General features: G+C 62.0%; 20 protein-coding genes. 9 read left to right on the forward strand and 11 right to left on the reverse strand.

Annotated features, from left to right (window positions below; translation table 11 throughout):
• The first annotated feature begins 20 nt into the window (after positions 1-20).
• From GGR20_RS15330 to GGR20_RS15340, 3 genes are all read left to right on the forward strand, one after another.
• Positions 21-299, forward strand: coding sequence for a DUF3175 domain-containing protein (locus GGR20_RS15330; RefSeq protein ID WP_183312243.1), 279 nt, complete (start codon positions 21-23; stop codon positions 297-299).
• A gap of 109 nt (positions 300-408) precedes the next feature.
• A complete protein-coding gene (locus GGR20_RS15335; RefSeq protein WP_183312244.1) occupies positions 409-1,503 on the forward strand; it encodes a pyridoxal phosphate-dependent aminotransferase in 1,095 nt (364 codons plus the stop codon).
• On the forward strand, positions 1,500-2,471 hold the full coding sequence (locus GGR20_RS15340; RefSeq protein ID WP_183312245.1) for a prephenate/arogenate dehydrogenase family protein: 972 nt from the start codon (positions 1,500-1,502) through the stop codon (positions 2,469-2,471). The genes GGR20_RS15335 and GGR20_RS15340 overlap by 4 nt, the downstream gene beginning before the upstream one ends.
• 51 nt (positions 2,472-2,522) lie before the next feature.
• On the opposite strand, the gene GGR20_RS15345 is transcribed toward GGR20_RS15340, so the two are convergent.
• Entirely contained in the window at positions 2,523-3,494 is a 972-nt protein-coding gene (locus tag GGR20_RS15345; protein WP_183312246.1) for a DUF2125 domain-containing protein, read from the reverse strand.
• A 151-nt stretch (positions 3,495-3,645) separates the two neighbouring features.
• On the opposite strand from GGR20_RS15345, the gene GGR20_RS15350 reads away from it, so the two are divergent.
• A complete protein-coding gene (locus GGR20_RS15350; RefSeq protein ID WP_183312247.1) occupies positions 3,646-4,230 on the forward strand; it encodes a gamma-glutamylcyclotransferase in 585 nt (194 codons plus the stop codon).
• Here GGR20_RS15350 and GGR20_RS15355 read toward each other — a convergent pair.
• The 4 genes from GGR20_RS15355 to GGR20_RS15370 all read right to left on the reverse strand — a co-directional run bounded on the left by GGR20_RS15355 (position 4,218) and on the right by GGR20_RS15370 (position 7,144).
• Positions 4,218-4,559 (reverse strand): hypothetical protein, encoded by a 342-nt coding sequence (locus GGR20_RS15355; RefSeq protein WP_183312248.1) that lies wholly within the window; start codon positions 4,557-4,559, stop codon positions 4,218-4,220. The two genes, GGR20_RS15350 and GGR20_RS15355, sit on opposite strands and share 13 nt — an antisense overlap.
• Before the next feature lie 118 nt (positions 4,560-4,677).
• Positions 4,678-5,490 (reverse strand): lysophospholipid acyltransferase family protein, encoded by an 813-nt coding sequence (locus GGR20_RS15360; RefSeq protein WP_183312249.1) that lies wholly within the window; start codon positions 5,488-5,490, stop codon positions 4,678-4,680.
• Positions 5,491-5,559: 69 nt separating this feature from the next.
• Entirely contained in the window at positions 5,560-6,489 is a 930-nt protein-coding gene (locus GGR20_RS15365) for a cell division protein FtsX (protein WP_183312250.1), read from the reverse strand.
• On the reverse strand, positions 6,482-7,144 hold the full coding sequence (locus GGR20_RS15370) for a cell division ATP-binding protein FtsE (RefSeq protein ID WP_183312251.1): 663 nt from the start codon (positions 7,142-7,144) through the stop codon (positions 6,482-6,484). The genes GGR20_RS15365 and GGR20_RS15370 overlap by 8 nt, the downstream gene beginning before the upstream one ends.
• Before the next feature lie 208 nt (positions 7,145-7,352).
• Between GGR20_RS15370 and GGR20_RS15375 the strand changes: the two genes are divergently transcribed.
• Entirely contained in the window at positions 7,353-8,267 is a 915-nt protein-coding gene (locus GGR20_RS15375) for an MJ0042-type zinc finger domain-containing protein (RefSeq protein ID WP_183312252.1), read from the forward strand.
• A gap of 10 nt (positions 8,268-8,277) precedes the next feature.
• Positions 8,278-8,685 carry a response regulator gene (locus GGR20_RS15380; protein ID WP_183312253.1) on the forward strand — a complete coding sequence of 136 codons (408 nt, stop codon included), beginning with the start codon at positions 8,278-8,280 and terminating at the stop codon, positions 8,683-8,685.
• 34 nt (positions 8,686-8,719) lie between these two features.
• Here GGR20_RS15380 and lysA read toward each other — a convergent pair whose 3' ends face one another.
• The 3 genes from lysA to argH form a co-directional block, all read right to left on the reverse strand.
• Positions 8,720-9,979 (reverse strand): diaminopimelate decarboxylase, encoded by a 1,260-nt coding sequence (lysA, locus tag GGR20_RS15385; protein WP_183312254.1) that lies wholly within the window; start codon positions 9,977-9,979, stop codon positions 8,720-8,722.
• Positions 9,980-10,096: 117 nt separating this feature from the next.
• A complete protein-coding gene (locus GGR20_RS15390) occupies positions 10,097-10,816 on the reverse strand; it encodes a gamma-glutamylcyclotransferase (protein ID WP_183312255.1) in 720 nt (239 codons plus the stop codon).
• 59 nt (positions 10,817-10,875) lie between these two features.
• A complete protein-coding gene (gene argH / locus GGR20_RS15395; protein WP_183312311.1) occupies positions 10,876-12,324 on the reverse strand; it encodes an argininosuccinate lyase in 1,449 nt (482 codons plus the stop codon).
• Positions 12,325-12,346: 22 nt separating this feature from the next.
• Here argH and GGR20_RS15400 point away from each other — a divergent pair, with 22 nt between their 5' ends.
• Both GGR20_RS15400 and GGR20_RS15405 read left to right on the forward strand, forming a co-directional pair.
• The gene (locus GGR20_RS15400; RefSeq protein WP_183312256.1) at positions 12,347-13,009 is read left to right on the forward strand and encodes a TlpA disulfide reductase family protein; all 663 of its coding nucleotides are present in this window, start codon (positions 12,347-12,349) and stop codon (positions 13,007-13,009) included.
• Positions 13,010-13,088: 79 nt separating this feature from the next.
• A complete protein-coding gene (locus tag GGR20_RS15405) occupies positions 13,089-13,883 on the forward strand; it encodes an ion transporter (RefSeq protein ID WP_183312257.1) in 795 nt (264 codons plus the stop codon).
• Between the two features lie 40 nt (positions 13,884-13,923).
• Here the strand turns inward: GGR20_RS15405 and ppa are convergent, their stop codons facing one another.
• Together ppa and GGR20_RS15415 are read right to left on the reverse strand one after the other, a co-directional pair.
• The gene (ppa, locus tag GGR20_RS15410; RefSeq protein ID WP_183312258.1) at positions 13,924-14,454 is read right to left on the reverse strand and encodes an inorganic diphosphatase; all 531 of its coding nucleotides are present in this window, start codon (positions 14,452-14,454) and stop codon (positions 13,924-13,926) included.
• A 108-nt stretch (positions 14,455-14,562) separates the two neighbouring features.
• Positions 14,563-15,012 (reverse strand): universal stress protein, encoded by a 450-nt coding sequence (locus tag GGR20_RS15415; RefSeq protein WP_183312259.1) that lies wholly within the window; start codon positions 15,010-15,012, stop codon positions 14,563-14,565.
• 96 nt (positions 15,013-15,108) lie between these two features.
• On the opposite strand from GGR20_RS15415, the gene GGR20_RS15420 reads away from it, so the two are divergent.
• Positions 15,109-15,678, forward strand: a complete 570-nt coding sequence (locus GGR20_RS15420) for a hypothetical protein (RefSeq protein WP_183312260.1) — start codon at positions 15,109-15,111, stop codon at positions 15,676-15,678.
• Positions 15,679-15,688: 10 nt separating this feature from the next.
• On the opposite strand, the gene GGR20_RS15425 is transcribed toward GGR20_RS15420, so the two are convergent.
• Positions 15,689-16,144 (reverse strand): tellurite resistance TerB family protein, encoded by a 456-nt coding sequence (locus tag GGR20_RS15425; RefSeq protein ID WP_183312261.1) that lies wholly within the window; start codon positions 16,142-16,144, stop codon positions 15,689-15,691.
• Positions 16,145-16,352 lie beyond the last annotated feature (208 nt).

A 16,352-nucleotide genomic window follows, 5' to 3' on the forward strand; every position in this document is an offset into this window, starting at 1 on the left:
TCCAGTATCAGGAGGTGCACATGAGCGAGAAGTGGTCGCAAGATGTAACCGAGCACAGCGATGCGCTCGACCTCGAAGAGCACATATTTGAAAGCGACGATCCCGAGGCGATCGCCCGATCGCTCAAGCGCTCGGCGGAAAGCAGCGATCGGCGCAAGGCCGAGCCCTATCGTTCTGCCATGTCCATGCTGACCTTTTATATCAACAGGGCAGGCAAGAACCTGCCTGAGAAGCAGAAAAAGGTTTTGGAACAGGCCAAGGACGAATTGCGAAAGCTGTTTGGTCGGGACAACGACTAGCGCGTCTTGCTGCCCGGGCGGCGCAGGCGGTTGCACGCGAGAAGGCTTTGCCTTTGCTTTTGGCTTTGCCTATGGTCCGCGCGGTTTCAATGCCTTGATGAACAGCGCCATGTCCGAACCGAAACGTCCCATTCCCCAGCCCGGCATTCTCGATATTGCGCCCTATCTGCCGGGCAAGTCTGGCGCGCCGGGCAGCCAGACCATCAAGCTTTCGGCCAATGAGTCCCCGCTCGGTGCCAGCCCCAAGGCGCTGGCCGCCATGCTCGAAGGCGCAGCCAGGCTCGAGATCTATCCGGAAGGCTCGTCGCGCGTGCTGCGCGAGGCGTTGGGCGAGGTGCATGGCATCGATCCTGACGCCATTGTCTGCGGCAATGGCTCGGACGATCTGCTGCACCTCTTGGCCCAGACCTATCTGGGCATTGGCGACGAGGCGGTGATGAACCGGTACGGCTTTTCGGTCTATCCCATCATTACCAAGGCTGCCGGTGCCGACATCGTCATGGTCGAGGAGACCGACTATCGGGCCGACGTTGATGCGCTACTCGCCGCCGTGACCGCGCGCACCAAGGTGCTCTGGCTGGCCAATCCCAACAATCCCACCGGTACCTATCTCAATGCTGCCGAAGTCCGCCGGCTGCATGCCGGCCTCCGGCCCGATATCCTGCTGGTGATAGACAATGCCTATGCCGAATATGTCACCGCCGATGAATTCGAAACAGGGCTGGATCTGGCGCGGACCCAGGTCAACGTCGTTATGGTGCGCACCTTCTCCAAGATGGGCCTAGCCGCCGCGCGCATTGGCTGGATGGTGGGCCCCGACCATATCGTGGATGCGGTCAACCGCATTCGCGGACCATTCAATGTCAATCTGCCGGCGCAAATGGCGGGAGCTGCTGCAACCCGCGACACGGAATTCAACGAAAAACTCAAGGCGCACAATGCGCGTTGGCGCGACTGGCTGAGCGCAGAGCTGGCAGGCAATCGCATGCGTGTCGTGCCCAGCCAGGCCAATTTTGTCATGGTACTGTTCGATACGTCCGAAACGGCCTCCGCCGCCTTCGTCGCCCTGGCCGATGCCGGCTATATCGTGCGCGAAATCGGCGCCTCCTATGGCATAGACAACGGGCTGCGCATTTCCATTGGCTCCGAAGGGGCCATGCGCGGCGTCGCCAAAGTGCTCAAATCCATGGACCAGACTCAATGAGCGTGCATTTCAAGAAGCTGGCACTGATCGGCATTGGCCTGATCGGCTCCTCCATTGCTCTGGCGGCACGGCGGCAGGGGCTGGTGGACGTGATTTCTGTCGCCACCCGCCGCCAGGAAACGCTGGATGAAGCCCGCGAGCTGGGGCTGGGGGATATCTATACACTCGATGCCGCCGAAGCCGTGCGCGGCGCGGACCTCGTCATTCTTTGCGCCCCGGTTGGCGCCTATGGGGCGTTGGCCGAGGCTGTCGGGCCGCATCTGGAACCGGGCGCGATCCTCTCCGATGTCGGTTCAGTCAAGGAGCATGTGGTGCGCGTGGTCGGGCCGCATGTGCCCGACGGCGTCAGCTTCATTCCCGGCCATCCCATTGCCGGCACGGAGCATTCCGGCCCCTCGGCGGGCTTTGCGGAATTGTTTGCCGGGCGCTGGTGCGTCCTCACCCCCACTGAAGGTGTACCGCAGGCCGACACGGACAGGCTCGTGCGCTTCTGGCAAGCCATGGGCTCGAAGGTGGAATGCATGGATGCGGCCCATCACGACATGGTGCTGGCCATCACCAGCCATATTCCGCATCTGGTGGCTTACAACATCGTGGGCACGGTGGCTGACCTTGAAGCGGCGACCCAGTCGGAAGTGATCAAGTTTTCCGCCTCGGGCTTTCGCGACTTCACGCGTATCGCCGCCTCCGATCCGGTGATGTGGCGCGACGTCTTTCTGACCAATAAGGATGCCGTGCTCGAAATGCTGGGTCGCTTCAGCGAGGATCTGTCAGTGCTGCAACGCGCGGTGCGCAATGGCGATGGCGCCGCGCTTGAAACCATGTTTACCCGCACCCGCGCCATCCGTCGCTCGGTCATTGATGCCGGCCAGGAAACCGCGGCGCCCGATTTCGGCCGTCCGCACGAAACGCCACCAAGCCCGGACGTATCCTATTTGCGTGAACACGGCGGCGGGGACGATGCTTGAGGCTCTCCTGCCGGCCAGTGGCTGGCGTGTTCTGTCGGGCTGGCTCGTTCCCTAGAACAGGGGCGCCAGCGCTGCGATCGGCACCAGCCCGGAAGACATTCCCCCGGCGGCAAAATTGAGCTGGTTGCTATGCCGTCCGTCTTGGCCGGGCACGCCCAGCACCAGGGTGCGCCAGGGTTCCTCGAGATAGGGAGCTATACGCTCCGCGACACCAGCAGAATCGATGCTGATCGATCCGGTAGGGTAGCCCTGGGCATCAAGCGTCAGTTCGCCGCTAGCGTTGAGATCGGCACTGCCGTCACTGGCGCGGATGCCGACGATGCGCAATCTGCCCCCGGCCTGTTGCCAGTCGGGTAGAAAGGGCACGGCACCCCAATTGCGGATGTCATCGGGCAGGGCGGTCACTTCAAGCTCGATCTCGGCGTCAAGATTATCCATATCGATACCGGGCGCTGACACCGCTTCGGCCCGCAGATAGCCGGCGAGGGCGGCGCGACCGGCCTCTGCGTCGTGCATCTCGGGCATGTCGAGCAGATGGGCCTCGACATGATTGGCTTCGGCGATCAGCGTGTCGCCAAAAAGCTGGTCGGTCCAGGTGACGCCGTCGGCGACGATGGAGAGACGGGCGATGCGCCAGTTTTCGAGCCGGAGGCTGGCTTCACTCCCGGTCCAGTTCACCTCCTGGCGAGTACCGGTAAACGCGTCGGAGATGGCAACCGGGCCCGTTGCTGCGCCGAGCAGGTGATTGGGCCGATAGACCATGGCGCTGGCCCGCATATAGGGGATTTCGACCAGCAGGTCGCCCGAAACCAGCGAAGCGGACGCGCATTCGACATCGAGGCGGAAAGGGAAGCCGCCAATGTCGAGGCTGCCGCAGACCAGTTGCGGCGCTGTCTCGCCGTCGGCCAGCGCCTGCAGCTCAATTTGCTGCCGCAGCTGCCCGGCAATGAACAACCAGGCCCCGATCCAGGCCAGGACAACGAACAGGACAAGACTGCCCAGGATGATGATTCGCTTTTTCATGGCCTCTTCATAGCCTTGCTGCGGACTTGTCAGAAGCGGGTTTGCATGGCCCTCGTGGACGGCCACATATTCCCGTGTGGTCAAACTGGTCCCGGATGTCCTTGCCCGGCTTGTTTGGTGTCGTTAGCCTAATGGGGAAAGTGGTTGCGCTATGGCAGATGGACAAGATTTTGAGGCGTCGGCAAAGACGCATTGGGTTTTTGGCTATGGATCGCTGATCTGGAATCCCGGCTTTTCGTTTCTCGGCGCGCAATTGGGGCTATTGCGGGGGGCGCATCGCTCGCTCTCGATCATATCGCATCATCACCGGGGCACGCGGGATGTGCCGGGGCTGGTCTTTGGGCTGACCCGGGGCGGGTCATGCCGGGGGATGGCGTTCGAAGTGTGCGCCAGCGCCTGGGCGGAGGTGCGTGCCTATCTCGATGCACGTGAACTGGTGACTGCGGTTTACCGCGATGTCTGGCGGCCGGTGACGCTGGCCGATGGCCGGCGGGTGCGGGCGCTGACCTATGTCGTCGATGAGAACCACGAACAGTTTGCCGGCCAATTAAGTCTTGAGCAGCAGGTAACAATGATTCGCGCGGGGGTCGGCATTTCCGGGCGCAATGTCGACTATGTCCTCAACACCGCTCACCATCTGACCCAATTGGGCATTAATGATCGGGCTCTGATGCGCCTGGCGCGACAGCTGCAGGCCGAGGGTCTGCCGGGTGCGGGGTCGGATCAGGCGGCCTGAGCGACCGGGGCTGCGGCGGGTGCGGCCTGTTCGAGGTCCCAGATAGTGGCGAGACGATCTTCCGGCGCCGCCAGGCTGAAGACATTGGTGGCGCAATCAAGCGCCAGACGAAACCGCGAGCGGCTCATGGGATCGGCTACCAGATCCTGGGTCGAGCCGACCCAGAGTACGTGGCTGCCCTTTGCAATGAGATAGAGCTCGGCTTCTTCCATGGCGAACTTGTCGATAGCCCTGGGCTGCAGACCATAGTCGCGACCAGAATGTCCCTGCCAATGCACCACATTGGTCCGGTCGCCACCCAAGCCGTGCGTATTTCCCGAAGGCATCATCTGCCGTTCCTCCGCGTCCCCAGAAGAAGAACAAAAGTAGAACAAACTGTATCGTCCGTCAATCCCTGCTCGGTGCTGACACCATATCTATGGTTGTGTTCGGTGATATCGTCAATATCTAGTGATTTTGGGCGGCGCGCAAGGCGTCTGCGCGTTGCCGCAGCTTCTCGTCTGGCGGACGGCCAATGCCCTGGTCGATCGCTTCAAGGGTCAACCGGGTTGATTCGGGCTCTATGGCCTCTTTCAAGCGCTGCAGGAAGACGTCCGGAGCCAGGCCTGGCTCAATCGGTGGCAGGAACCGTGCCCGCGCGGTTCCGGGCCAGATGACCAGGCTGTTGCGGCCCCAGAACAGTCCGGCATTGAGAGCCACGGGCACGACCGGCACGTTGAGAGAGGTGTATAGGCGCACAATGCCCTGGCGGTAGTCGGGTGGCGCCAAAGCGGCCCTCCGGGTTCCTTCTGGATAGATGACGATGCGGCAGCCGCGGTCGATGGCGTCGCGCGCCTGGCTGATCATGGCCGGAATGGCTTGGGCACCCTTCTGGCGGTCGATTTCGATGCAGTCGAGAGAGCGCGCGGCCCAGCCGAAAAAGGGGATGCGCATCAATTCCTTCTTGGCCACATAGGCCGGCCGTCCGGTGTGGGGAAAGATCGCAAAAATGTCCCAGTCGGACTGGTGCTTGGAGGCGATGATGCAGCCGCCGGGCGGGATGTTCTCATCGCCCTCGACATGGGTGCCCATGCCGGTCAGCACCCGCAGATATTGGATATTGGACCAGCACCAATAGCGCGCAATGGCCTGCCCGAAGGGCGTGGTGCCGAAAATGACCCCCACAATTCCGGCGGCAATGGCCAGAAGCGCGGTCTGTCCGATGAAAACCACGTAAAAGATCGCGGTGCGGATCGCCTGAATTGCGGCCTTGATCGACATATGCTCCCTCGCCTTGCCAGCACTCAGTCCGTCATAGCGGGGCTGCAGGCGCTTGGCGAGGGCATGAGGTCATGAGGCTTCGCTCAGATACCGGCGCACCGTCATGCGCGAGGTGATGGCGGTGAGCACGGCAATCACCGGCACGACGGCCAGAACAAAGGCCATGCCATCCCAGCCCAACAGGAAACGTCCGAACAGCACGCCGACCTGCGCGGTCGCTTCGCTAGGCAGGACGCTGCCGGCCGCCATGCCGATCAGGAGGAAGAACAAGATGGCGAAGAGCGCGCCCAGGAACCCGCCCTGCAGGCCGATGGAGAGGAACCGCCCCTGGAATGCTCCGGCAATGAACTTGTTGGATGCGCCGATGAAGTGGAGCACATCGACAATTTCGCGATTGGTGGCCATAGCGCCGCGGGTGGCAAAGATGATCGCCAATACGGTAGCTACACCGATTAGTCCAAGCACCAGCAGGCCCGAGAGCACCACCGTGCCGGCCATGGTGTTGAGCTGCTGCCGCCAGGCGGCGTGGGTGTCAAGGCTGGCGCCATTGATGGCACTGAGATTGCGCTGCAATTGCTCGATGTCAGCCTCAGCCGGATCAGCAAGCTGGACAACGACGAGACGCGGGATGGCAATGGCCGAAAGATCAAGGCCGGCGCCCAGCCAGGGCTCGAGCAGGGACTGGCTTTCTTCGATGCTGAGCGCCCTGGCGCCGGCCACGCCCGGGGTCGACTGGGCCAGGGAAACGGCTGTGCGCAGATTGGATTCCATCACCTCGCCTTCGACAGGGCGGATCTGAATGGTCAGTTCACGGCCGACTTCGGCTGACCAGGCGATGGCCGACTTCTGCACCAGCACCACCCCGCCCAGGGTCACGGCCGAAAGAAAGGCCATGATGGTGACCAGCAGCAGCAGGGTGCGGCCGGCGACGCTTTTTTCCGGAACGATGGGGGCGGCGCCACCGCGGCGCGGCAGCAGGGCGAACAATTGCCTAATCATGGATGGTCAACTCCCCCTTGTTCAGCACCATGCGGGGATAGGGAAAGCGGTCAAGCAGTGGCAATTCATGGGTAGCCAGAATGATGGTGGTCCCCAATGTGCGGTTGAGCTCGGCGAACAGATGCACGAGGCGGCTCGAGAGATCGGGGTCGACATTGCCGGTGGGCTCGTCGGCCAGCAGCACCTTGGGCCGGGCAATGACGGCACGGGCAATGGCGGCGCGCTGTTTTTCGCCGCCAGAAAGCAGGGTGGGCGAAGCGTGCATGCGTTCGCCCAGCCCCACCCATTCGAGCAGTTCGATGACGTTGGGCCGGTATTCGCTTTCCGGTTGTCCCAGAACGCGCAGCGGCAGCGCCACGTTCTCGAACGTGGTCAGATGGTCGAGCAGGCGGAATTCCTGGAACACGATGCCGATATGGCGACGCATCTGCAGCAGCCGATCCTGATCGAGATTGCCCACATCCTCGCCGAACATGGTCACCTTGCCGCGGCTGGGCTTGTTGGACAGCAAAAGCAGGCGCAACAGGCTGGTCTTTCCCGCGCCGGACGGACCGGTCAGAAAGTGGAACGAGCCTGGCTCGATCGAAAAGGTCAGGTCTCGGAGAATTTCAGGACCATTGCCATAGCGCAGGCCCACGTCGGAAAATTCGATCAAGAAGCAGTGCTCCCGGGTCATCGGGCAATAAAAACGGTGCAAAAGCGAATCAGCTTTGGCCCATCATAGCAGCGCGACCCCGTCGACGCGGCATGCGGACCTCATTGGCCGGGGGAAAGCGGCACAAATTTGGTGATGTGCGGGGTTTGAGGAGTTTTAACTCCGGCAGGGGTAGGGTCGCACACCCGACCGGAAACCCGCGCGCCTGATGATCATCACCTGCCCGCATTGCCAGACCAAATATCAAGTGACCTTCGAGGCCATTGGCTCGGCAGGCCGCAAGGTGCAGTGCGCGCAATGCCATCAGGCATGGAACCAGGGCGGTCAGTCCGAGGTGTCTGCCTCGCCGCCGGAAAATGAGACCGACGCGCCGGTCGATGACTTGGCAGAAGATGCGCTGGACGAGGTGATGAGCGCCGAGGAGAAGGCGGTGGCGGCCAAACGACCTGCCACCAGTTCACCGCCGCTCAATGGCTTGGCGGAGGGCATCGACCCGAAAGAACTGAAGAAGCGACAGCAGGAATTTTCCCGCCGCCAGAACGCTATGACCTCCCGCCTGCCCCTGGCGCGATTGCGGCGCGGGGCGCGTATTGCGGGCGTGTTCCTGCTGGCCAGTATTGTTGGCGGCGCTTTTTTCGGTCGCATGCCGATTGTGGAGCACTATCCCGATCTGGCAGGGCTTTATGAATCGATCGGCCTGGGGGTCAATGTGGTGGGCCTCGAGTTTGCCGATCTCGAAACCCTCAAGGCGCTCTCGGGCGGCAATGATGTCCTGACGGTCTCGGCGCAGATCGTGGGGCGGTCCAACAGCCCTGTGCCTGTGCCACCGGTGGTGGTCAGCCTGCTCGATGAGACGGGGCAGGCGGTCTATGAATGGAGTGTTGCGCCACGGGTGCGGGACCTGATGGCTGGGGAACGCGCAACCTTCAATACCAGACTGTCGTTGCCGCCCAGCGAAGCGGTCGCTGTGCGGCTGAGCTTTGCCGGGCGAGGCGCTAATGCAAGCGGGCGCAACCAGGCGCCACAACCGACCGGACAGGGCCAGGCGGCATCTGTCCCCGAAACACCCGCGGCTCCGGCCGCAGAGACACATGCGGTTCCGGCCGCCAGTGGCCAACACTAGGAGAGCAATCATGGCTCGCATCCTCGTTGCCGAAGACGATCCGTCCGTTCGTGCCTTTGTCGTCAGTGCCCTGACCATGAAGGGTCACGAAGTGGTAGCAGAAGACGATGGTGGGCTGGCCGCTGAAACCATGGAGGCAGAGGGAGGCCGGTTCGATCTGCTGCTGACGGACATCAAGATGCCGGTCATGGATGGAATTGCGCTCGCGCTACAGGTGGGCGCGAGCTATCCCGACGTCACCATTCTGATGATGACCGGCTTTGCCGATCAGCGCGAGCGGGCGCATGGGCTCGACGCCCTGATCTATGATGTCATCGCCAAACCATTCACGCTGGTCGACCTGCTTGAAAAGGTCGATGATGCGCTCAACGGTCGACCGGTAGAAGTCGTGCCTCTGGCGCGGCGGTCGCTGCAGTAGCCGCCCAGGTCCTCACACCGAAGCTTTGAAAAGCTCAGGCCCAGTCGGGCACGCTGTCGAGCGCGATCAGCTCATCGAGCGATTTGCGCGGACGGATGACATGCCAGCGCGGTCCGTCAACCAGCACCTCGGGGATCAGCGGCCGCGAGTTGTAGGTCGAAGCCATGACGGCGCCATAGGCACCGGCGCTCATCACCGCGAGCAGATCGCCTTCTTCCACTCCGGCGATGGTGCGGTCCCTGGCCAGATAATCGCCGGTTTCGCAGACCGGGCCGACAATGTCACCGGTGATCGGCGGCAGGTTGGACGGGTTTACCGGCTGGATGTCGTGATGAGCCTCGTAAAGGGTGGGACGCAATAGATCGTTCATCGCCGCATCGACGATAACGAAGTCCTTGTCGCCTTTCTTCACATATTCGACCCGGGTTACGAGAATGCCGGCATTGCCGACCAGCAGGCGTCCCGGTTCAATGACCAGCGCGCAATCCAACTGCCCGACCTTGTCGCGCACCACGGCGGCATAGGCTTCGGGGTGCGGTGGAGCTTGCTGATCATGATCATAGGGGATGCCAAGCCCCCCCCCGACATCGATATGCTCGATCTGGTGGCCGTCGGCACGCAGTTCGGTGACCAGTTCGGCCATCAGGCCAAAGGCATTGTCGAAGGGCTCGAGATCGGTGATCTGACTGCCGATATGCATGTCGACGCCCACCGCTTCGATATTGGGCAATTGCGCGATGCGACGATAGACTTCGCGGGCGCGCTTGTAGGAAATGCCGAACTTGTTCTCGCTCTTGCCGGTAGAGATCTTGGCATGGGTACGCGCGTCGACATCGGGGTTAATGCGAACAGAGACCTTGGCCGTTAGCTCCATATCGGCAGCGACCATCGAGAGCCGTTCGAGCTCGGGCTCGCTCTCGACATTGAAGCACTTGATGCCGACTTGAAGGCCACGGCGCATTTCGGCAATGGTTTTGGCCACGCCGGAAAAAACGATTTTCTCCGGAGCAAAGCCGGCGGCCAGCACGCGTTCGAGTTCGCCCAGCGAGACGACGTCAGCGCCACAGCCCTCAGAGGCCATGAGCCTGAGTACCGCCTGGTTGGAATTGGCCTTCATCGCATAGGCAATCAGCGTCGGAATGCCCTCAAAGGCGTCACGCACCACACGAACATGCCGGCGCAGCGTGGCGCTAGAATAGACATAGAATGGCGTGCCCACCTTGTCGGCGAGGTCGTTGATATTGACGTCTTCGGCGAAAAGCACGCCGTCGCGATGATTGAAGTGATGAACCACACTATGCCCCGTTGGGTCGTTACAGCCACCATGCGATCACCGGAGGTGAACGGATCGCCGACGCTGTCCTCGTTGCAGGCACCTCTAGTCCAGGCAGGATCAAAACGAAAGCCAGACTTATCGATCTGCCTCATAAGCGGCTTCGATGCGTTCGGCGACCAGGTGCTGCAGTCGCCAGAGGTGGGGGTCGTGAATGCCCATCTGCTCGAGATGGTCGACCGTGGCGTGCAGATATTCGGCCATCGAGCCGCGGGTGCCAGTGGCGCGGGCCAGTACATCTGCGATTTCGGCTTCGGAAAGACCAGAAACATAGCGGCCGGAATTGCGGTCGATGCAGAAGGTCAGCGCCCGGATGACGCGTTCGCCGGTCCGCACCTTCACCCAGCGCGGTGGAAAGGCGGTGGGCACCCAGCCCATTTCGCGCTCGAAAAGCTTTATCAGGCATTCGTCTCGCCGGTCGGGCGGCAGGCGATAGAGCGCGCCCTTGCACGAGCCTCCACGGTCAAGCGCCAGCATCAGGCCGGGGTTTTCTTCGCTGCCGCGAAAACGGGTGTTCCACCCAAGGCAAAAGGCGCGATGCCAGCCATGCAGCAGGCCGGTGCGCATTTCAATGTAGTCGCAGGCCGGTTTCCAGATCAACGAACCATAGGCGAAAACCCAGATTTCATCGTGATGATCGGGGCCGTCGAACAGGCGGGTGATGGTGGCCAGATGGTCTTCCGCAGTGGCCTCCCGCATGCCGGGTGGCGGGGCGGGGAGAGCTTCAAAGATCTCGTCTGGCTGGAGATAGGCCACATGGCGCGCACTCAGGCGCATCTGTCGCGGGATACGCGTCATTTCCGGCCCCTTACCCTCTCCCGCATGGGGAGAGGAGGAGAGTGGCGCAAGTGCCGGGCTTACTCAACCCCACTGTCGCCGTGGCTGCCATGCTTTTTGGTCTTCAGCGGGCGCGGTTCATGGGTTTCGCCGGTCAGCGCGGTCTTCCAGCGGGCCGCCTGGGCCAGCACATTGGCCGGGGCGGTGCCGCCATAGGAGGCGCGGGCGGCCACCGAGGCCTCGACGGTGAGGACCTTGTGGATGCGGCTGTCGATGCGCTCATCGACCTGCTTGAAATCCTCGATGGTCAGGCCCTCGAGGCCACAGCCCTTCTGCTCGGCCATGGAAACAACCTGGCCGGTAATGTGATGGGCGTCGCGGAAGGGAATGTTCAACTCGCGCACCAGCCAATCGGCGACATCGGTGGCGGTGGAGAAGCCGGCGGAGGCCGAGGCATGCATCTTGTCGCGATTGGGCTGCATATCGGTAACCATGCCGGTCATGGCCGCCAGTGACAGGGAGAGGGCGTCGAGCGCATCGAAGGCGACTTCCTTGTCCTCCTGCATGTCCTTGGAATAGGCCAGCGGCAGGCCCTTCATGACCACGAGCAGGGAATTGAGTGCCCCTAAAATGCGCCCGATCTTGGCGCGCACCAATTCGGCAGCGTCCGGATTGCGCTTTTGCGGCATGATCGAGGAGCCGGTGGTGAATTTGTCGGATAGTTTGACAAAGCTGAACTGGGCCGAAGACCAGATTACCATTTCCTCGGCAAAGCGCGACAGATGCATGGCGCAGATCGCACCGGCCGACAGGGCCTCGAGAATGAAGTCGCGGTCAGAGACGGCGTCGAGCGAATTGGCGGTGGGCCGATCAAAGCCCAATGCGGTCGCTGTCATCTCGCGATCGATCGGGTAGGGCGTGCCGGCCAGGGCCGCTGAGCCAAGCGGGCTCTCATTGAGGCGCGCGCGCGCATCCTCAAGCCGTCCGGCATCGCGGCCCAGCATTTCGACATAGGCAAGCAGATGGTGTCCGAAGGTCACCGGCTGGGCGTTCTGTAGATGGGTAAAGCCGGGTAGAATGGTCTCGGCCTCTTCTTCGGCACGAGTCACCAGCGCAAGCTGCAGCGCTTTGATCTGACGCACCAGGGTGTCGATATAGTCACGCACATAGAGCTTGAAATCGGTGGCCACCTGGTCGTTGCGCGAGCGGGCGGTGTGCAGGCGTCCGGCCGCATCGCCGATTTTTTCGCGCAACCGGCTTTCGACATTCATATGGATGTCTTCGAGCGCCCGCGAGAATGTGAATTCACCGCGCTCGATTTCGGCCTGAACCTCGTCTAGACCGGCCAGGATTGCGTCGCGGTCGGACTGCGTCAGAATGCCCTTCGTGGCAAGCATTGTGGCATGGGCCTTCGATCCGGCAATATCCTGGCGGTAGAGGCGCTGGTCGAAGCCGATGGAGGCGTTGATTTCCTCCATGATGGCATCGGGCGCTCCGGCAAAGCGGCCGCCCCACATTTTGTTGCTCAGAGCCTTGTCCGACGGAGACACCATGGAAACTACCCGCTCAAAAGGCCCCCGATCCGCATTTGCCTGGGCCTTGCCCATTGCGGCGGGGGTGGTCGTTGTTGCTGGGTCTATAACGGCATGGCTGATGCTGGGCAATGCCGGGACCGCCAATGAATGTCCGGTGCAGCAGGCGGCGGCCCGGATCATCGACGCGGCGGCAGTGGGTGAGCTGGCGGCGCTCAACGGCACGGGCGAGGGGCGTGGCTATGCCGACATGGCATTCAACGACGCAGCGGGAACGCCGATGAGCGTGGCCGATTTTTCCGGCAAGGCGCTGCTGGTCAATTTCTGGGCGAGCTGGTGCGTCCCATGCCGCGAAGAGATGCCGGCGCTCGATGCCATCGCCACCGAATACAATTCGGACCGCTTCATGGTGCTGCCGATCAATCTCGATATTGGCGAAAGCGGGTTGGAAAAAGCGCAGAATTTTCTGGATGAAGGGCAATTCGCCAACCTGCCGCTTTACGCCGACAGCACGTTTGCGGCGTTCGAGCGGCTCAAGCGCGAGGCCGTAGCCATCGGCCTGCCGGCAACCTTGTTGCTTGATCCGGAAGGGTGCGAGCTGGCGGTGCTGCAGGGACCGGCCGAATGGCACAGCGCGGACGGCAGGGCGGTCGTTGAAGCCCTGATCGGTCTGCGCGGCTAGGCAACGCAGTCCGGGCGCTTGACGAATCCGGGGGCTGCGCTACTGCCTGTTGCTGTTTTTACTGGGAGTTCGTGCCACCATGCGTCAGGCTCTTGTCACCTTGCTCAGCTCCCGGCGCTGGGAACAGACGATCATTGCCATCATCGTGCTCAACTCGATCGTTTTGGGGTTGGAAACCGAGCCGGGCATCATGGCGGCCTACGGGCCGGTGCTGCACACCGTCGATGCGGTGATCCTGGGAATCTTCGTTATCGAAATTGCCTTGCGCATCTACGCTTTCGGGCCGCGCTTTTTCCGCGATCCCTGGAGCCTGTTCGATTTTACCGTGGTGGCGATCGCGCTGGTCCCGGCGGCCGGGCCGTTCCAGGTGCTGCGGGCGCTGCGCATATTGCGGGTCTTGCGACTGATTTCGGTGATGCCGGCGCTGCGGCGCGTGGTGGGCGGGCTGATCGCGGCGCTGCCGGGCATGAGTTCGATCGTAGTCCTGATGGCCATGCTGTTTTATGTGGCCGCGGTGATGGCGACCAATCTGTTCGGCGACGCCTTCCCCGACTGGTTCGGGCATCTGGGCGCTTCGCTTTATACGCTGTTCCAGGTGATGACGCTGGAAAGCTGGTCGATGGGCATCGTGCGGCCGGTGATGGAGGCCTATCCTTATGCCTGGATGTTCTTCGTGCCCTTTATCCTGCTCTCGACCTATGCGGTGCTGAATCTGTTTATCGGCGTGATCGTCTCAGCCATGCAGGAGGAAACCGAGGCCACAGCCACGGCGGACCGGCAAACGCTGCATGAAGATTCTGCGCTGATGCTCTCGGAGATCCGGGCCCTGCGCGAAGAGGTCAACGCGCTGCGCAAACAGATCGACAGATCGTGAAAAAGGCGGCCCGGAGGCCGCCTTATGAAGAGATCTTCGATCAGGCCTTCTTGGCCATTTCGATGCTATCGAGGATCACCTTGCGGGCCTCCTCGATGCCGCCTATGCGGTCGATACGGGCCCATTTGCCAGGCTCGAGATCCTTGTAGTGGGTGAAGAAGTGCTTGACGCGCTCGAGCTGGATTTCGGGCATGTCGCCGATATCCTGGATGGCGTCATACATGCGGGTCAGCTTGGACACCGGCACGGCGATGATCTTTTCGTCCTGGCCGCCATCATCTTCCATGAACAGCACGCCGACCGGGCGCGAACGCACCACGGCGCCGGGCACCAGCGGACGCGAATTCATCACGATGACGTCGAGCGGATCGCCATCGCCACACAGCGTATGGGGCACAAAGCCGTAATTGCCGGGATAGCGCATCGGCGTATAGAGGAAGCGATCGACGAACAGGGCGCCCGAATCCTTGTCGATCTCGTATTTGATCGGCTCGCCGCCCAGCGGCACTTCGATGATGACGTTGAGCTCGTCGGGCGGGTTCTTGCCGGTTGGGATCGCGTCAATATTCATAGCTTCTACACTTGCCGAGAGAGGGGAGGGTGTTGCGGGCAGGTTCTGCCCATAATGGCTCTCAAAGGCAAGGGACTAATCCGCCGCACTGACTGTGCAGAGCGGGGTTTATTTCACGATCAGCACCGGAATGGTGGCGCGCGCCAGCACCTCGGCGGCCTGGCTGCCCAGCAGCAGCCGGTTGAACCCACGCCGGCCATGCGAGCCCATGACAATCAGGTCACAGCCTTTCTCCGACACGGTTTCGAGAATGCCATCGGCCGGGCGATGGCGCGGCAGGTGCAGGGTTTCGGCCGAGACGCCGGCTTCCTGAGCCTTGTGGCGGGCGGCGGCGAGCAGATTGGCGGCTTCGGTGGCATAGGCTTCTTCGAGCCGCGCCAGGATGGGCCCCGCATCAATCGTGCCAAAGCCGCCCGAGCCAATGCCGGTGGCGACCGGGTCGGTGGCGGTGAGAATGGTGAGGTTGGCGCCGTTCTGCCGGGCCAGGTCCAGGGCGGCGGCGAGCGCCTTGTTGCCAAGCTCGGAGCCGTCCGTTGCAATCAGCAGGTTCTTGTACATGATGCCGTCTCCTTGTCCTGTTATTATAGCAGGTTCATCATGGCGGTGATTTGATTTCGATCATGCCAAGATGTTTTCAATCAGGAGACTAGCTCAATGGCCTTGTCTGTCATCCGCAATAGTATCGTGCCGGCTTTGCTTGCGGCCTTGGTCGTGTCGCCGGCCTTGGCCCAGTCCGGCTTCACCAGCGCCTATACCGATCTCGACCTGGACCAATGCCTGATCCTGGAGGCCGATGATTTCGGGGCGAGCTGGGCCTGTCCGGGCTATAAGGGTTATCCGCTGCTGGTGCAGGAGGGCGATCTGCGGTTTTCGCTCAGCTATGGTTTTGATGCCGATGAAAACGGGGTCGGGTTCCAGACTCTACCGCCGTTCAACTATCTGGGGGCAAAGCTGGAATGGCGGCTGTCCAATGCGCTTGGCCGCTGGTTCCCCATCGCCACCATCGTGCGCTACCACACCGCCCATCCCGAAACCGGCGAAGATCATGGGCAGGTGCTGGTGGTCAGCCAGATTGCAGAGGGCAATAGCTGCCACATCGCCTATGTGGATGCCCGCGCCAATGCCAACGCCAATGAGTTGGCGCGGCAAGCGGCCGACAAAGCCGGCGATTTTGACTGCATGACCGACGAGATCGAGATTATCGGGGCGTTCGGGGGCTATTAGGTCCGCGCATTCAGCCCTCTTCGGTGGCCTCGGCGGTTTTGCCGCGGATCTGATTGCGCAGAATGGTGCGGTCGCGGGTAGAGACGCCGATCAGTTCGGCAATGCGCCAGACCATATTGTCTTCCAGCTCGTGGTTCTGCCGGTCGGCAAACACCACGGTCCACATCATGCGGATGATCTCGATGCGATCATCCATGTCGAGCTGGATGAGACCGCTGGTGAACTTGTAGAAATCCACGGCCTCGGCATCGCGCTTCTGGGCTTCGCGTACCAGCTTGTCGACGGCGGCTTGATCCAGATCATAATGATCCATCAGGGCGGCGCGAATGGCTGAGCGTTCGTTCTCGTGAATGGAGCCGTCGACAGCGGCCAGATGCACCAGCAGGGCCGCGACGGCCAGCTTGGGATCGTGCAGATCGGCAGGCGCTTCGGGCTTTGCGAACAGACGGGTCAGGGCCTCGAACATGGCGGTCAGCCTTCCTCGGGGGTGTGAAATAAAGCGGGTTGCTGCGCGCCGGGAGGCGGACAGACTGAGACTTAGCCATATGTGGTGTCGGCTCAATGGGGTTGTTGGCGCGCTCACGCGGTCTTGACCGGGCTGGTGCAGCCCCGCCACACCGGGAAGCACAAAAGGGACTCGACTCCGGAAAGATTCGGAGTCTAAATGTTCCTGT

Origin of the sequence: Devosia subaequoris (assembly GCF_014197055.1) — a bacterium.
GTDB classification, from domain to species: Bacteria; Pseudomonadota; Alphaproteobacteria; order Rhizobiales; family Devosiaceae; genus Devosia; species Devosia subaequoris.

Coding starts and splice junctions, on each gene's coding strand:
- GGR20_RS15355 (WP_183312248.1), bottom strand. CDS start 4,559: ATGATGCCTTCGGGAAATACGCACGGCTTGGGTGGCGACCGGACCAAT.
- GGR20_RS15380 (WP_183312253.1), top strand. CDS start 8,278: ATGGCTCGCATCCTCGTTGCCGAAGACGATCCGTCCGTTCGTGCCTTT.
- GGR20_RS15400 (WP_183312256.1), top strand. CDS start 12,347: ATGGAAACTACCCGCTCAAAAGGCCCCCGATCCGCATTTGCCTGGGCC.
- GGR20_RS15350 (WP_183312247.1), top strand. CDS start 3,646: ATGGCAGATGGACAAGATTTTGAGGCGTCGGCAAAGACGCATTGGGTT.
- GGR20_RS15340 (WP_183312245.1), top strand. CDS start 1,500: ATGAGCGTGCATTTCAAGAAGCTGGCACTGATCGGCATTGGCCTGATC.
- GGR20_RS15390 (WP_183312255.1), bottom strand. CDS start 10,816: ATGACGCGTATCCCGCGACAGATGCGCCTGAGTGCGCGCCATGTGGCC.
- GGR20_RS15415 (WP_183312259.1), bottom strand. CDS start 15,012: ATGTACAAGAACCTGCTGATTGCAACGGACGGCTCCGAGCTTGGCAAC.
- GGR20_RS15360 (WP_183312249.1), bottom strand. CDS start 5,490: ATGTCGATCAAGGCCGCAATTCAGGCGATCCGCACCGCGATCTTTTAC.
- GGR20_RS15330 (WP_183312243.1), top strand. CDS start 21: ATGAGCGAGAAGTGGTCGCAAGATGTAACCGAGCACAGCGATGCGCTC.
- GGR20_RS15420 (WP_183312260.1), top strand. CDS start 15,109: ATGGCCTTGTCTGTCATCCGCAATAGTATCGTGCCGGCTTTGCTTGCG.
- GGR20_RS15405 (WP_183312257.1), top strand. CDS start 13,089: ATGCGTCAGGCTCTTGTCACCTTGCTCAGCTCCCGGCGCTGGGAACAG.
- GGR20_RS15365 (WP_183312250.1), bottom strand. CDS start 6,489: ATGATTAGGCAATTGTTCGCCCTGCTGCCGCGCCGCGGTGGCGCCGCC.
- GGR20_RS15335 (WP_183312244.1), top strand. CDS start 409: ATGTCCGAACCGAAACGTCCCATTCCCCAGCCCGGCATTCTCGATATT.
- GGR20_RS15425 (WP_183312261.1), bottom strand. CDS start 16,144: ATGTTCGAGGCCCTGACCCGTCTGTTCGCAAAGCCCGAAGCGCCTGCC.
- GGR20_RS15345 (WP_183312246.1), bottom strand. CDS start 3,494: ATGAAAAAGCGAATCATCATCCTGGGCAGTCTTGTCCTGTTCGTTGTC.
- ppa (WP_183312258.1), bottom strand. CDS start 14,454: ATGAATATTGACGCGATCCCAACCGGCAAGAACCCGCCCGACGAGCTC.
- GGR20_RS15375 (WP_183312252.1), top strand. CDS start 7,353: ATGATCATCACCTGCCCGCATTGCCAGACCAAATATCAAGTGACCTTC.